16 protein-coding genes are annotated in these 13193 nt (G+C 69.2%); 8 read left to right on the forward strand and 8 right to left on the reverse strand.

The window, feature by feature from the left end:
• Positions 1-38 precede the first annotated feature (38 nt).
• Complete coding sequence (gene pip, locus NQO67_RS30780; protein ID WP_255953614.1) at positions 39-998, reverse strand: prolyl aminopeptidase; 960 nt, start codon at positions 996-998, stop codon at positions 39-41.
• A 176-nt stretch (positions 999-1174) separates the two neighbouring features.
• On the opposite strand from pip, the gene NQO67_RS30785 reads away from it, so the two are divergent.
• The 4 genes from NQO67_RS30785 (at position 1175) to NQO67_RS30800 (ending at position 4762) form a co-directional block, all read left to right on the forward strand.
• Positions 1175-1861: a thiamine pyrophosphate-binding protein gene (locus NQO67_RS30785; protein ID WP_255953615.1), complete on the forward strand. Its 687-nt coding sequence runs from the start codon at positions 1175-1177 to the stop codon at positions 1859-1861.
• Positions 1858-2427 (forward strand): thiamine pyrophosphate-dependent enzyme, encoded by a 570-nt coding sequence (locus tag NQO67_RS30790; RefSeq protein ID WP_255953616.1) that lies wholly within the window; start codon positions 1858-1860, stop codon positions 2425-2427. Before NQO67_RS30785 ends, NQO67_RS30790 begins: the two co-directional genes overlap by 4 nt.
• Before the next feature lie 63 nt (positions 2428-2490).
• On the forward strand, positions 2491-3846 hold the full coding sequence (locus NQO67_RS30795) for a DUF6002 family protein (RefSeq protein WP_255953617.1): 1356 nt from the start codon (positions 2491-2493) through the stop codon (positions 3844-3846).
• A 16-nt stretch (positions 3847-3862) separates the two neighbouring features.
• Positions 3863-4762: an LLM class flavin-dependent oxidoreductase gene (locus NQO67_RS30800; protein ID WP_255953618.1), complete on the forward strand. Its 900-nt coding sequence runs from the start codon at positions 3863-3865 to the stop codon at positions 4760-4762.
• Here NQO67_RS30800 and NQO67_RS30805 read toward each other — a convergent pair.
• Positions 4681-5493 carry a LysR substrate-binding domain-containing protein gene (locus NQO67_RS30805; protein WP_308295720.1) on the reverse strand — a complete coding sequence of 271 codons (813 nt, stop codon included), beginning with the start codon at positions 5491-5493 and terminating at the stop codon, positions 4681-4683. The genes NQO67_RS30800 and NQO67_RS30805 overlap by 82 nt on opposite strands.
• Here NQO67_RS30805 and NQO67_RS30810 point away from each other — a divergent pair.
• Positions 5401-5967, forward strand: coding sequence for a CGNR zinc finger domain-containing protein (locus NQO67_RS30810; RefSeq protein ID WP_255953619.1), 567 nt, complete (start codon positions 5401-5403; stop codon positions 5965-5967). The genes NQO67_RS30805 and NQO67_RS30810 overlap by 93 nt on opposite strands.
• A gap of 250 nt (positions 5968-6217) precedes the next feature.
• Here the strand turns inward: NQO67_RS30810 and NQO67_RS30815 are convergent, their stop codons facing one another.
• The 6 genes from NQO67_RS30815 to NQO67_RS30840 form a co-directional block, all read right to left on the reverse strand.
• Positions 6218-6667 (reverse strand): hypothetical protein, encoded by a 450-nt coding sequence (locus NQO67_RS30815; RefSeq protein ID WP_255953620.1) that lies wholly within the window; start codon positions 6665-6667, stop codon positions 6218-6220.
• An 88-nt stretch (positions 6668-6755) separates the two neighbouring features.
• Positions 6756-7631, reverse strand: coding sequence for a class I SAM-dependent methyltransferase (locus tag NQO67_RS30820; protein ID WP_255953621.1), 876 nt, complete (start codon positions 7629-7631; stop codon positions 6756-6758).
• 42 nt (positions 7632-7673) lie between these two features.
• Entirely contained in the window at positions 7674-8039 is a 366-nt protein-coding gene (locus NQO67_RS30825) for a VOC family protein (protein ID WP_255953622.1), read from the reverse strand.
• 1 nt (position 8040) lies between these two features.
• Positions 8041-8238, reverse strand: a complete 198-nt coding sequence (locus tag NQO67_RS30830) for a ribbon-helix-helix domain-containing protein (RefSeq protein ID WP_255953623.1) — start codon at positions 8236-8238, stop codon at positions 8041-8043.
• Between the two features lie 85 nt (positions 8239-8323).
• A complete protein-coding gene (locus NQO67_RS30835) occupies positions 8324-8974 on the reverse strand; it encodes a TetR/AcrR family transcriptional regulator (RefSeq protein ID WP_255953624.1) in 651 nt (216 codons plus the stop codon).
• Between the two features lie 4 nt (positions 8975-8978).
• Positions 8979-9464 carry a hypothetical protein gene (locus tag NQO67_RS30840; RefSeq protein ID WP_255953625.1) on the reverse strand — a complete coding sequence of 162 codons (486 nt, stop codon included), beginning with the start codon at positions 9462-9464 and terminating at the stop codon, positions 8979-8981.
• Positions 9465-9777: 313 nt separating this feature from the next.
• On the opposite strand from NQO67_RS30840, the gene NQO67_RS30845 reads away from it, so the two are divergent.
• The 3 genes from NQO67_RS30845 (at position 9778) to NQO67_RS30855 (ending at position 13186) form a co-directional block, all read left to right on the forward strand.
• On the forward strand, positions 9778-10548 hold the full coding sequence (locus NQO67_RS30845) for a B3/B4 domain-containing protein (protein WP_255953626.1): 771 nt from the start codon (positions 9778-9780) through the stop codon (positions 10546-10548).
• Between the two features lie 128 nt (positions 10549-10676).
• Positions 10677-11945 (forward strand): ATP-grasp domain-containing protein, encoded by a 1269-nt coding sequence (locus tag NQO67_RS30850; protein WP_255953627.1) that lies wholly within the window; start codon positions 10677-10679, stop codon positions 11943-11945.
• Positions 11927-13186 carry an MFS transporter gene (locus NQO67_RS30855; RefSeq protein WP_255953628.1) on the forward strand — a complete coding sequence of 420 codons (1260 nt, stop codon included), beginning with the start codon at positions 11927-11929 and terminating at the stop codon, positions 13184-13186. Before NQO67_RS30850 ends, NQO67_RS30855 begins: the two co-directional genes overlap by 19 nt.
• Positions 13187-13193: the final 7 nt, after the last annotated feature.

Below are 13193 nucleotides of genomic sequence, written 5' to 3' on the forward strand. Positions count from 1 at the left end.
CCACTCTGAAAACGCTCAGTGGTCAGGCGGTCAGGCGGTCAGCGGTTCTTGAACTCCTCGATGGCCGCCCGCATCGTCTCGTTCGCCAGGTCGCTGCCCGCGTGTCCCGAGTCCTCGATGATGTGCAGCCGCGCGCCGGGCCACGCCTTCGCCAGCTCCCACGCCGTCTGCACCGGGCAGCCCATGTCGTGCCGGCCGTGCACCAGCACTCCGGGTATCCCGGCCAGCTTGTGGGCGTTGCACAGCAGTTGGTCCTCCTCCAGCCAGGCGGCGTTGCCGGAGAAGTGGGCGCAGATCCTGACGAACGCGATCTGATCGTCGACCTCGCGGGCGCTGTACATGCCGGGCACGGTGTTGGGCTCGTTCGAGACGACCGCGTCCTCCCAGGCCAGCCAGTCGGCGGCGGCCTGCTGCCGGATCGAACGGTCCGGGTGCTCCATCAACCGTGCGTAGGCCGCGGTCAGGTCGCCGTCCCGCTCCCCCTCGGGGACGCCGGCGCGGAACCGGTCCCATGCCTCGGGATGGAAGCGCCCGGCGCCCCGGTAGAGCCAGTCCTGCTCGGCGCGACTGCTCGTGGTCACCGCCTGGATGACGACCTCGCTGACGCGTTCGGGGTGCTGCTGCGCATAGGCGACGGCGAGCGTCGTGCCCCAGGAGACGCCGTTCACCAACCACTTCTCGATGCCGAGGTGTTCACGCAGCCGTTCCATGTCGTCGATCAGGTGCTGCGTGGTGTTCAGGGCCATGTTCGCCGCCGGGTCACTGGCGTGCGGCGTGCTACGACCGCAGTTGCGCTGGTCGAAGCGGACGAGGCGGTAGCACTGCGGGTCCCAGGCCCGCGTCGGCCGCCGCGGTGCGCCCCCGCCCGGGCCGCCGTGGACGTGCACGGCGGGCTTGCCTTCGGGGTTGCCGATCTGCTCGTAGTAGATGCGGTTGCCGTCTCCCGCGTCGAGGAATCCGCTGTCGTAGGGACCGGTCGGAGGATAGAGATCAACCATGACCGGATTCTGCGCCATGCAGGCGTCGCGCATGCCGCGGTGCGGGGCTTTCCGGACGGGCCGGGACCGTGGGCGGCGAGGCGCACCGCACTGCACGTGATATCGGGAGCGCACACGCCGTCAGCTGGCCTTATTCGCGGGGAACATCAGTTATGCAGGTTACGCATGGCGAGTGAATGGACCGCAGAATTCTGACTGCTAGCCTCATTCGAGCGACACGAGATGCACCGTCACACGGATGGGTACACAGCGTTCCCGACAGCCGCGTACGCATTGTTCCCGACTGCCGCGTACACAGTGCTCCCGATAGCCCCGAAACTCACCCGGAGCCGCGAAGAGCCGGAGGCGAAGTGTTTTCAGAAACACGTGAGAAGACAGCGGCCAGCCTGGTGCACGATGCGCTGGCAAACCGCCCCTTAGGACCCTATTTTGCAACGCCGTGCGGCATTCTGGCGCCGCTTTTGAAGCAACTTCAGGAACGACCGGACTATTTCACGGTCTCCCGCGAGGACAATGCGGTCGGGGAGGCATCGGGAGCCGCGCTGGGCGGAATGTTGCCCGTCGTGCTCATGCAGAACTCCGGTTTCGGGAACTCGGTGAACGCACTGGCCTCCCTCATCGCGCCGTACCGGATTCCCATGCTCCTGATCGTCAGCATGCGTGGTGTGCACCCGGACCCGACGCCCGAGAACAAGGGGATGGGAGACCTCACGGAGCCCATACTCGACGGCCTCGGGATCAGCCACCGGACGCTGCACGAGGAGAAGATCGAGCACCAGGTCGCCGAGGCCTTCGCCACGGTCGAGGGCGGGGACGTCAGCGCGCTGCTGGTCCGGCCTGACCTGTTCGGGTGGTCCGCATGAGCGCCCTGACCAAGACACAGGCGATCCAGGACGTACTGGGCCTCGCGACGGGCCGGCCCGTCATCTTCACGACGGGCTATTCCGCCCGCATCGGCGCGTCCCTCGGCGACCGCCCCCTGGACTTCTACATGACGGGCTCCATGGGGCTCGCCCTGTCCGTGGGCATCGGCGTGGCGTATGCGACGCGGCGCACCACCATCGTCATCGACGGTGACGGAAGCCTGCTGATGAACCCCGTCGGCCTGACGTCGCTGGGCCTGCACAAGGACCTCCCCCTGATCCATGTCGTCCTGGACGACGGCCAGTACGCCTCCACCGGGGGCCAGCCCACCCAGGCCCACGTCGCGGACTTCTGCGGCTGGGCACGGGGTGCCGGGATCGAGTCCGTCGTCTCCGCCGCCGATCGCGCCGCCCTGACCCGTGCCATCCCCGCGCCCGGAGAGGAGCCGCGTGCGCCTCGGTTCGTGCACTGCCGGGTGGACAGCGACGAGGAGAAGCCCCCCGGCCGGGTGTCCCAGCCCCTGCCGGACCACGCCCGGCGCTTCGCCGGTGCCGTCGCCGTCTGAGGATCCTGCTGCTCTCGGCCACCGCCGACGACGCCCCCACACCGCCGTCAGAGAGGACGCGCCATGAACACCCAGGACAAGGTCTTCGCAGAAAAGATCAGGACGACGGATGCACAGAGCCTCATCAGCAGGTATTACGCGGGAATCGAAGAAGCGGCCAGGCGGCTCCCGCCGAGCGCGTCCGCCGGCTTCGCACCGGCGTTCTCCTTTCCCAAACTGAACGATTGCTGGGAGGAATTCTTCGATGTGGCGCAGGCCCGCTGGGCCGCCATGGGAAGCCATGCCGGAATGCGTCTGAACCTGCTCGACCTCATGCGCAATACGGCCACACGCACCACGAAGACGACGGCCTCACTTCTGATGGTGGCCCGCGCGGTCCACCATATCGAGGAGACCGGGGACCCGGTGCTCATCTTCACCCCGTCCTCGGGGAACAAGGCCATCGCCCTGCGCGATGCGGTGGCAAGAGCGCTGCGCCTGGGGCTCGCCACTCCGGACAAGCTGCGCGTGGTGACCCTGACGCCCGCGTCGACGCTGTACAAGTTCCGCCGCAACATCCTCACCGAGGACGAGGAGTTACGCGCCCTCAATCCGATACTGGTCTATTCGGGGCCCGAGGCGGGTGCCGTCAAGGAGATCGGCAGGTCGTTCACCGACGCCGCCGCCGGTCGTCCGGTGAGAGTGTGGTATTCGCTCGACATCGGGAACTACAAGATCGCCGACTCCTGCCGCGCCTTCTACGAGCACGAGTTCACCGATCTGTCGGACCGCCACCGGCGGCTTCACGCGCATGCCGTCTCGAGCGCCTACGGCCTCCTGGGCTACCAGCACGGCCTGGACACCATGGCGGCGTTCGGTATCCCGCATCCGCAGCCCGGCTTCCTGCTGGTCCAGCACCTGGCCACCAGCGACATGGTCCGGCACTGCCTGAGCGAGCAGCTCGGTGAGCCGCCGTCGGTGTCCTGGAAGCTGACGCCGCACCAGGAGTCCTTCAGCCAGCACGACTCCCCGCACTTCCCGCAGTCGACGTGGGACCCGGGCGAGAACCTGGAGCCGACCTTCTACACGCAGGCTCCCCCGACCGCTCCGCAGATGACCTCGCTCATCGCGCGGCACGGCGGGACGGGCATCGTCGTCTCCCTACAGGAGTGCCTGCAACGCTACGGGGAAGTGCGTCATCTCCTGGGACAGGCCGGGTGCCAGGTGCCGGCGGATCCACGGCGGCTCGACGAGTGGTCCCTCGTCATGGGCGTGACCGGAATCCTCAACGCCCTGGACCGCGATCTGATCCACGAGATCGATCAGGTCGTCCTGCATGCGTCGGGCATGTACCTTTCCGACGCCGACCAGACACCCGACCGCTCCCAGGCGCGCGTGGTGAGCTCCGCCGATGACGTGGCCGCTGCGGTCGGCTGGTAAGAGTTCCCCACCCCTGTTGACGAGGACCGACACCATGCGCATGGGCGTGATCATCCTGCCGGAACACCCCTGGCCCGACGCGGGGGACATCTGGCGGCACGTCGAGGACCTGGGGTTCCCACACGCCTGGACATACGACCACCTGTCCTGGCGCACCCTGCGCGACAGCCCCTGGTACGACTCGATGACGACCCTGTCCGCCGCGGCCGCCGTCACCCGGCGCATCCGGCTGGGGACACTCGTGATGTCACCCGATTTCAGACACCCGGTGACTGCCGCGAAACAGGTCATGACCCTGGACGCGGTGAGTGGCGGTCGTTTCCTGCTCGGCCTCGGAGCGGGAGCCGGAGGGCCCGATGCCACCGCCACCGGCGGCACCGACATCGCGCGCACGGTCCGCACCGCGCGTTTCGAGGAGTTCGTCGAGCTCACCGACGCGCTCCTGAGCAGCCCGGTGACCACCTGGCGGGGGCGGCACTTCGCCGCGTGCGACGCCCGCATGGTCCCGGGCTGCGTGCAGCGACCGCGGGTGCCCTTCGTCATCGCCGCCGCAGGGCCGCGGGGCATGCGCCTCGCGGCCCGCTACGGGCAGGCGTGGGCCACCATCGGCCTGCCCACTCCGGGCGAGCACGACGAGCGGGCCCAGTTCGACGCGCTCCGCGCACAGGTCGCGACGCTGGAGCGGGCGTGCCTGGACGTCGGACGCGATCCCGCGGAGCTCCAGCGCGTCGTGCATCTCAGCCGGATCGCGGCGACTCCCTACGCGTCGCGTGAACGGTTCGCGGATCTCGTCGGACGCTGTGCCGACCTCGGCTTCACCGACGCGATCGTGGGCTATCCACGGTCGGAAGGCGTGTTCGCAGGTAATCGAACCGCATTCGAAAAGGTTCTGTCCGAGCACCTCTGCACGACATAGCCCGGAGAACGCACGGTCGCCGACAGGCTCCCCACCCGATCGATGTCGCTGCTCAGCCGTCGCCATCGCGTGACGGCTGCGACAAAACGCGCCGCGAAGGGGTGCGTGTTCAGCTGCCGCCAGGCCATCACTATGCAGGACGGCTCCACGCCTTCCAAAGGAAGGCAGACCAACCCGCTGGCTTTGAGAAGTGGTGCCGCGGGAGCCGTGGATATCCCGACCGCCTGCCCGGCGGCGATGACCTTGACCCACTGGCCGAGAGGACCGGTCTTGACGGAACGCAGTGGCCGTCCCGCCGCTGTCGTGGAACTCAGCAGATCGCCGCTGAAGGCCGGGTCGACGATGGAGAGTTCATCATGGATATCAGCCATGCACACGGCGGTGCGGTGGGCCAGCCGGTGGCCGGCGGAGAGCACGACCATACGCTGCTCCTCTCGCAGGCAGGTAGCTTCCAGAGAATCCTCCCGCCTTCCTCGCAGGAGAACGAGATGTGCCCTTCTACTGTCCAGATCGGCTACCGGGTCATCGCCGGACTTCTGCAACTCGACGGCGACGGAGTACTTCTCATGGAAACTCATGACGAGCGGGCCGATCTCCTCCGCCAAAGCGTTCCAGGAATAGCCGATGCGTAAGGGAACATGATCGCCACGGGCCCCGGCGACCGCTTCGTCAACGGACTCCAGAACCCGGTAGGCATAGGGCAGAAAGCGTTCGCCCGCAACGCACCGGATCCCTTACCCGTTACTGAGACCAGGTCCATCCTGATTAAGCACGGTATTGTCCGGAACAATCTCACCGAGCAGCAGACCGCCATGCTCCAGGCCTGGCGCCGGCGGCTCGCCCCCTGCTTCGGTCCCCAGCCGCTGGACGAGCGATGCAGGACCGTGAACCGGCTGCTGGCCGACACCGCGAGCCGGCCCCATGTCTCCCTGCATGACGGGCACGCCCCGCATCTGCACTACAGCGCCCCGGACGCGGATCCGGTCACGCACATCTGCGCGGTGACGGTAGCCGGGCTCGCTTACGTCATCTGTTTCGCCTCCGCCGAGCGCCTTGGCCGCTGCGCGCGCGGGGCGTGCCAGCGGGTGTTCGTCGACACGTCCCGCAACGGCCGTCGGTCCTACTGCTCGGTTCGCTGCGCCAACAACGAGGCGGTGGCGCGGCATCGGCGCGAGAAGGCGGAACTCGCGGCCGTGGCGCGCTGAGGTGCGGGTGTGCGCGCCGTCGGACGAGGACTTCGCGCAGCGGCCGGCTGGGCGAACGTCGACGTGCCGCTGGTCCGGTCGGTCCGTCGGCGCGCGCACGGGCGAGGGCGCTGCTGCACCCTCCCGAACAGGAGTCGAACGCTCGACGCCCGTCTCCAGCCCAGCCGCCCGTCTCCAGCCGCGCCGCCCGTCTCCAGCCGCGCCGCCCGTCTCCAGCCGCGCCGCCCGTCTCCAGCCGCGCCGCCCGTCCCTAGCCCCGCCGCCCGTACGGTGTCGTCATCAACGCGGCCACGGCACCCAGGCACGCCACGGACAGCACGCCGATGATCCAGGCCACGGCCAGCCGGTCGGGCTTGATCGGGACGCCGGGGTTCTGCCGCTGGAGGACGTAGTCCCGGAGCATGCGCCCCCGTACCGGGAACAGCGCCACGGGGATCGCGACGAACATGGCGCTGTAGAGGAACAGGATCACCGGCGCCGGCTCGGGACGGAGCCGGCTCACCACCAGGACGGCGGCGGCGACCACGGGCGTCAGCACGTACAGCTTCCACCAACCCCGGTTGAGGTCCGCCTCCGTCGCGTCGCGCACGTCGTCCGGGAGCTTGACCCCGACGGGCAGCCCGCGTATCCCGATCATGAAGAAGCCGGTCGCCGCGACCGCGATCGACCACCAGTCGGAGTCGGGAATGGAAAACAGCATCGCGCTCTTCCTCCGCTCGGCGGGCTGCCGGTCCCCGGCGCCGGCATGACTACCGTCCGAGCTCGGCCCATCATCGCACGTCTGTACGTCAGACCGTCGCCACCAGCAGCTCTTCCCCGCGCGTGGTCCGCAGGCCGTCCGTACGGTCGGCGAAGTACCGCTCGTTCAGCGTCTCCGCCGACACGTGCCGGACGTCGCCGAAGCCGGCTTCGCGCGCCAGGGCCAGCATCTCCTCCGGAGCGAAGAAGCTGATGAACGGCGTACCGGATGCGCTGGCGCCGTCCTTCGACGCGCGCAGGCCGGGGGCCTCCTCCGTCCCGAGGAGATCGATCGGCAGCAGGAACGACATCACCAACGTGGAGCCGGGGGCGAGCGACGCGATGCGGTGCAGGGTGGCCGCGTTCGCCTCCCTGGTGAGGTACATCGACACCCCCGTGGAGGCCACCACCGCCGGCCGGTCCGCGTCGAACCCGGCGGCCGGCAACCGCTCCCACCACGCCCCGTCCGCCTCGAAGTCGACCGGGACGAGACGCAACCGGTCGGGGACGCCGAAGCCCAGCTCGGTGAGGCGACGGCGCTTGAAGGCCTGGGGAGCCGGCTGGTCCACCTCGAAGATCCGCAGCCGGCCGGCGATCTCCGGCCTGCGCTGGGCGAACGTGTCCAGCCCTGCACCGAGGATGACGTACTGGTCCACGCCCCGGCTGGACTCCTCGACGACCAGGTCCTCGACGAAGCGGGCGCGGGCCACCATGGACGCCCGGAACATCCTGGTGAAGTGCGGGTCCATGTCCGGACGCTGCCGCCAGTCCTCGGCCGGGTTCGCCAACCGCAGGCCGACCTCGTCCCGGAGGACGTGCGGCGGCGGGTCAACCTCGAGGTGCAGGGCGCGCCACAGGGCGACCCGCTCCGCCGTACTGTCCGGCCCGCTGCCCCGCTCGCCCCGCGTGCCCTGCTCGTCAGCCATGGCGCACCCCTCGCCCCTCGCACATCCCCACGTCTCGCGCGCTCACTTCTTCCCCGCCGGTGCCTGAAGGCTCCAGAGCCGCCCGTCCGGGTCGCGCACGGTCATCTCCCTGGTTCCGTAGTGGGTGTCCTCGAACGGGGTGACCACCTCGACCGCCGGATCGGGACGGAACGCGTCCGCGTCGGACACCTTCAGCAGGAGTTGCGCCTGGGTCTCCTGGTCCTCGGGGACCTCGGCGATGAAGACGTACGGACCGTCGCCGTTGCGCAGCCGGCCCGAGTTGTGATCCGTCTCGAATTCCAGGTCGAAGCCGAGCGCACGGAAGAACCCGGCCGCCTTGCCCCAGTTGTGCGTCGTCAGGAAGACGGCCTCGATCCCCTCGGTACGACTGGTGGTGCCGTCGGCCATGTCAGCTCTCCTTCTCTCCGGACGGGTGCCCGCCGGACGGGTGGGGGTCCTGCGGTCGGGCGTCGTCGAGATAGGCACGCAGCGCCTCGGCGACCAGTGCCGACAGTGACAGGCCCGACTCGATGGCGTGGTGTTTGACCTGCTTGATCAGCTCGATCGGCAGATACACGTTGAACTGCTTGACGTCCTTGTCGGCCACGGTCGGACCCTAGCATGCTAGCAATCTAGGAGCGACAAGGGAGTCCTGCCACCGCCGACGCGACGACCCCGCCGGAGCGGTGCCGTCAGCTTCGCTGCATGCCGGAGAGCAGGATGTCCGCGAGCTTGTCGGCGTAGTCGCCGGGATCGGCGTCGGGGCGGGCGCCGAGGTAGCCGAGCATCATGTCGATGGCGCCCTGGTAGGTGACGGCCATGACGCGGGTGTCGAAGTCGCGCAGCGAGCCCTCTTCCTGGCCGCGCCTGAACAGCGACTCCTGCAACAGGTAGGTCTCCTCGTAGACATCCGTGGTCAGACGTGGTGTGCCGTCGGGGCGCCGCAGGTTGAAGACGATGTGGTTGACGGCGGTCAGCTCTGCCCGGTGGGTGACGGTCAGCGCCGCGGCCCGGCGCACGGCCGCGCGAATGACGTCCGGCACGGGCTCGGCCAGATCGAGCGAGTCCGCGATGCGGTCGCGGATGGCCGCGATGGTCTCCTTGGCCGTGGCCTCCATCAGGTCGTCCTTGTCGGCGAAGTAGTGCCAGATGAGCCCCTTGGACACGGCGGCCCGCTCGGCGACACGCGTCAGGGAGAGGCCGGCGTAACCGCGTTCGGCCAGCTCCTCGACGGCCGCGGACATGATCTGCGCCCTCCGCTGCTGCTCGTCGAGCCGTTGCCGGCGGGGGCGTGACTGCGACGCGCGCGAGGCGGGCGAGAGGGGCGACGACGAAGGGCTCATGGCCTCACTGTGCCGTGCCGGTCCGGTCACCGCCGAACGGGGCGGCGTCCCGGCGGGCTCGGACCGACAGGACCACGAGGGCGAGCATCATCACGGCGATGACCAACATCTCCACGCGCATCCACGCCGGGAAGGCGCCGGGAATCGCCCCCTCGACGAGGTTCACGATCGCCAGGACGGACCCGATGATCGTGAGCGCGCGCAGCGCGGCGGCGCTTCCCCGGAGTGCGGCCCGGGCCCGCAGGGGCAGCACGACCGCGAACACGGCCACGATCACGGCGTGTCCCCAGGCTTCCGACGTGGCCAGGGACGGGGCCGCCAGACCCATGACGGCCAGCGCCGCCACGGTGCCGAGCACCACGACCGCATAGAGCCCCACCAACCACTTCACCTGCGCGAGCGCGCCCGCAGTGCGCGTCGCCCCGGCGGCCGACGACGTCGACTCCGGCTCAGTCGACTCCGGCTCACCCGTACGAGAGCTATTGACCATGCGGTCAACAGTACCCTATTGACCCGCCGGTCAATTGCCGCGGTCGACGACTCCACCTGAACGGGACTCGAACCGGCAGAAGCACCCCAGGCGGGGCAAACCAGCCATGCCAACACGGCAGAGCCGTCGCGCAATTGACCAGTACGCTCCCCTCGCTGGCCGAAATTGATCGCTCCACTCTCCGGGACCAAGTGGGATGTGACAGATTCATCTGCGCGTCGTGTAACGTCGCCCGCAGCACAGATAACGAATGAAAAGCGTGAAGTCGCATACATCAAGCAAGAATTCGCGCTTATCGGACAGAAAGCATTCAATGCCCCAGCCATCCGAAACCGCACTCGTCGCCGATGAGGACGCGCGGCAACTGCGCCTGACCCTGGCTCCCGACATCGCGGCCCGTTACCCCGACTGCCGGACCGCGGCCATCGTCGTGCTCGGCCTGCGGAACTCGGAACCCTGGCAGGAAACCGAGGATGCGCTGAGCCTCTTCGAGTCCGAAGTGCGCGACGGAAAGCGTGAGCTGCCCGACGAGAGCGCGCCGCGTATCTCCGCCTGGCATGAATTGCTGCGCAGTTTCGGAACCAATCCACGCAGAATGCGCCCCAGCGTCGACGCGCTCAGCAGGCGCCTGGTCAAGAGCGGTCGGCTGCCCCGTATCTCACCGCTCGTGGACACCTGCAACCTGGTGTCCCTGCGCTATACGTTGCCCACGGGCGGCTATGACCTGAGCGGCATCACCCATGGCTTCGCGCTCCGCTACGCGGGCCCGGGCGACGTGCACATCCCGTTGGGAAAGCCCGAGGAACGGGAGCACCCCCAGCCGGGCGAAGTGATCTACGCGGACGGCCACAACGTCCTGACCCGCCACTGGAACCACCGGGACGCGGACAACACCAAGGTCACGCCCGACACCCGAAGTGCCGTGCTGCTCCTGGAAGGCATCGCCCCCGCCATCCCGCCGGAGGTCCTGTCAAAGGCCCAGCAGGAGTTGGCGAACCTGGTGGCACCGCACGCCGACTCCGTCGCCCTGTATGACTTCGATCCGGCCACGGATGTGGAAATCTCCTGGGCGCCCGGTAACTGAGGCAGGCAGTCGCAGGCCATCGGGCCGGCACAGGGCGGAACGGGCCGCTGCCGCACGGGACGGACCCCTCCGGCGACGGCCTGACGTACGACACGCACCACGGGCAGACGGAACAGGAGAAACACGCGGTGGGCACCGAACACAAGCCGCTGCTGCTGGTCATCGCGACCGGCCCCCAGCTGTACCGCGAGTACTTGCTGCGATCGATCAGCACCCGCTACCGCGTCCACCTGATCACCGCCGACGAGCCGACGTGGGAACTCCCCTACCTGGCCGGCGCGACCGTCAGCGCCGACACCGGCGCGGAGGCCGTCCTCAGGGCCGCCCGGCAGGTCGCGGACGCCGAACCGGTCCACGGGGTGATGAGCTGGCACGAGGAGCACATCGTCCAGGCGGCCCTGGTCGCCGAGGACCTCGGGCTGCCCGGCAGCAGCCCGGCGGCGGTGCGACGCTGCCGCGACAAGTTCGCCACCCGCACCGCCCTGGCCGAACACGGGCTGCCGCAGCCGGCCTTCGCCCTGGTGGCCGGCGTCAAGGAAGCCCTGGCCGCCGCCGACCAACTGGGCTACCCGGTGGTGCTGAAGCCACGCGGCGCCGGTGGCAGCGAAGGCGTCGTACTCGCCGAGAACGCCGAGAGCCTCACCGAACGCTTCCGCTTCGCCCACGACGTCACGGTGCCGCACGGCCCGGTGTACGAGCAGGCCTGCCTGGTCGAGGAGTTCCTCGACGCCCCGGAGATCAGCGTCGACTCGGTGATCCACGGCGGCACCGTGACCGGGCTCTTCGTGGGACGCAAGGAGATCGGCTTCGCCCCGTACTTCGAGGAGATCGGGCACCACGTCAGCAACTGCGACCCGCTGCTGACCGACCCCGGATTCCTCCGGATCCTCACCGCCGTCCACGAGGCGCTGGGCTATACGGACGGCTGGACGCACGCGGAGTTCAAGCTGACCGAGCAGGGCCCGAAACTGATCGAGGTCAACGGGAGACTGGGCGGCGACCTGATTCCCTACCTCGGCATGCGGGCCTCCGGAATCGACCCCGGGCTCGCCGCGGCGGCAGTCGCCTGCGGCGAGAAACCGGTGACCACCGCCTCGGACGCGCTGATCGCCGGAGTCCGTTTCTTCTACCCGGAACACGACGGAACCCTGATCGACTCGGTGGACTTCGACCGGTCGGCGGCGCCAGCCGAGACCGATCTGCTGGTGCCCCTGGTGGGGCACGGCGCGGTGGTGTCCCCGCCGCCGAAGGGGATCGTCGAGGGCCGCATGGCCTTCGCCACCGTGGTGGCGGCCTCACCGGAGACATGCACGGCCGCGCTCGACGCCGCACAGGCGGCACTGCGCGTCAGGACCGGCGACACCAAGGAGATCACTGATTGTCACAGGACACACTAGAGGTCCGTAGCGAGAGCGACGCGGCGCCCGCAGGGGTGCTGCGCACGTTGCGGGAACTGCCCAGGTCCGTCGTCGTGCTGCTCTGCGGCGTGGCGATCAACCGCATGGGCAGCTTCATCACCCTGTTCCTGGTCCTCTACCTCACCGGTCTCGGATACCGCCCCGCACAGGCCGGCATCGTGCTCACCGCGTTCGGCGTGGGTTCGATCGCCGGGGTCGTCGCGGGCGGGTCGGCCGCGGAACGCCTGGGGTATCGGAGCACCATCGCGGTCTCCATGGTCCTCTCCGGCCTGTGTATAGGCTCCTTCGCGTTCGTGACGCAGTACGGCGCCCTGCTCCTCATCAGCTGTCTGGCCGGAGCGGTCACCCAGGTCTACGTCCCGGCCGCGTCGGCGATGCTGGCCGAGTTGACGCCGCGCGAACGCCTGGTGATGACCACGGCCGTCAGCCGGCTGAGTCTGAACATCGGAGCGACCGCCGCTCCGCTCCTCGGCGTCTGGCTCGCCGGCTACGGCTACCCCACCCTGTTCCTGGTCGACGCGGCCACGAGCGTGGTCTTCGGTGTCGTGGCGCTCCTCGCGCTGCCCGGGAGGACCGCCGGAGCCCAGGCCACCGCGAAGAGGCACGGGAAGAAGCCGGGGAAGAAGCAGGGGAAGGGCCGCGACCGCGGGTACGCCGCCCTGCTGCACGACCGGCGCTACCTGCTGGTCGTGGCGGCGATCTTCCTCACCTCGATCGTCGAAGTGCAGGTCCAGGCCGTGCTCCCGCTGGAGATCCAGGCGCGTGACGTGCCCACCGCGGTCTACGGGGTGGTGGTGGCGCTGAACGGTGCGCTGGTCATCGCGTTGGAGCTGCCGCTGACCCGCTTCACCCAGCGGCTGCGGATGACCTGGCCGATCGCTGGGGGAACCCTCGCGATCTGCGGCGGGATCGCGCTCTTCGGCCTCCCCGGCGGGGCGTGGGTGTTCTTCCTCGGCGCCCTGATCTGGACATCCGGGGAGATCATCTGTGCGCCGTCGGTGCTCGCCTACCCCGGCCTGATCGCCCCGCCCCGGTTGCGCAGCCGCTACATCGGGGCCCTGTCGGCCGGTCAGATCGCGGGTATCGCCGTGGGGCCGAGTGTCGGTACCACGCTCTTCCAGTACGGCAACGCACTCGTGTGGCTCATGTGCGCGGCGCTCGGGGCCGCCGGACTGCTCGCGACCTACGTGGGGGTGCGCGGCAACGCCGCTCGCCTCTGAGCACCGT

This window comes from Streptomyces odontomachi (genome assembly GCF_024435355.1).
Classification (GTDB): domain Bacteria; phylum Actinomycetota; class Actinomycetes; order Streptomycetales; family Streptomycetaceae; genus Streptomyces; species Streptomyces odontomachi.

Coding starts and splice junctions, on each gene's coding strand:
- pip (WP_255953614.1), bottom strand. CDS start 998: ATGGTTGATCTCTATCCTCCGACCGGTCCCTACGACAGCGGATTCCTC.
- NQO67_RS30785 (WP_255953615.1), top strand. CDS start 1,175: ATGGACCGCAGAATTCTGACTGCTAGCCTCATTCGAGCGACACGAGAT.
- NQO67_RS30790 (WP_255953616.1), top strand. CDS start 1,858: ATGAGCGCCCTGACCAAGACACAGGCGATCCAGGACGTACTGGGCCTC.
- NQO67_RS30795 (WP_255953617.1), top strand. CDS start 2,491: ATGAACACCCAGGACAAGGTCTTCGCAGAAAAGATCAGGACGACGGAT.
- NQO67_RS30810 (WP_255953619.1), top strand. CDS start 5,401: ATGATCGCCACGGGCCCCGGCGACCGCTTCGTCAACGGACTCCAGAAC.
- NQO67_RS30815 (WP_255953620.1), bottom strand. CDS start 6,667: ATGCTGTTTTCCATTCCCGACTCCGACTGGTGGTCGATCGCGGTCGCG.
- NQO67_RS30820 (WP_255953621.1), bottom strand. CDS start 7,631: ATGGCTGACGAGCAGGGCACGCGGGGCGAGCGGGGCAGCGGGCCGGAC.
- NQO67_RS30825 (WP_255953622.1), bottom strand. CDS start 8,039: ATGGCCGACGGCACCACCAGTCGTACCGAGGGGATCGAGGCCGTCTTC.
- NQO67_RS30835 (WP_255953624.1), bottom strand. CDS start 8,974: ATGAGCCCTTCGTCGTCGCCCCTCTCGCCCGCCTCGCGCGCGTCGCAG.
- NQO67_RS30840 (WP_255953625.1), bottom strand. CDS start 9,464: ATGGTCAATAGCTCTCGTACGGGTGAGCCGGAGTCGACTGAGCCGGAG.
- NQO67_RS30845 (WP_255953626.1), top strand. CDS start 9,778: ATGCCCCAGCCATCCGAAACCGCACTCGTCGCCGATGAGGACGCGCGG.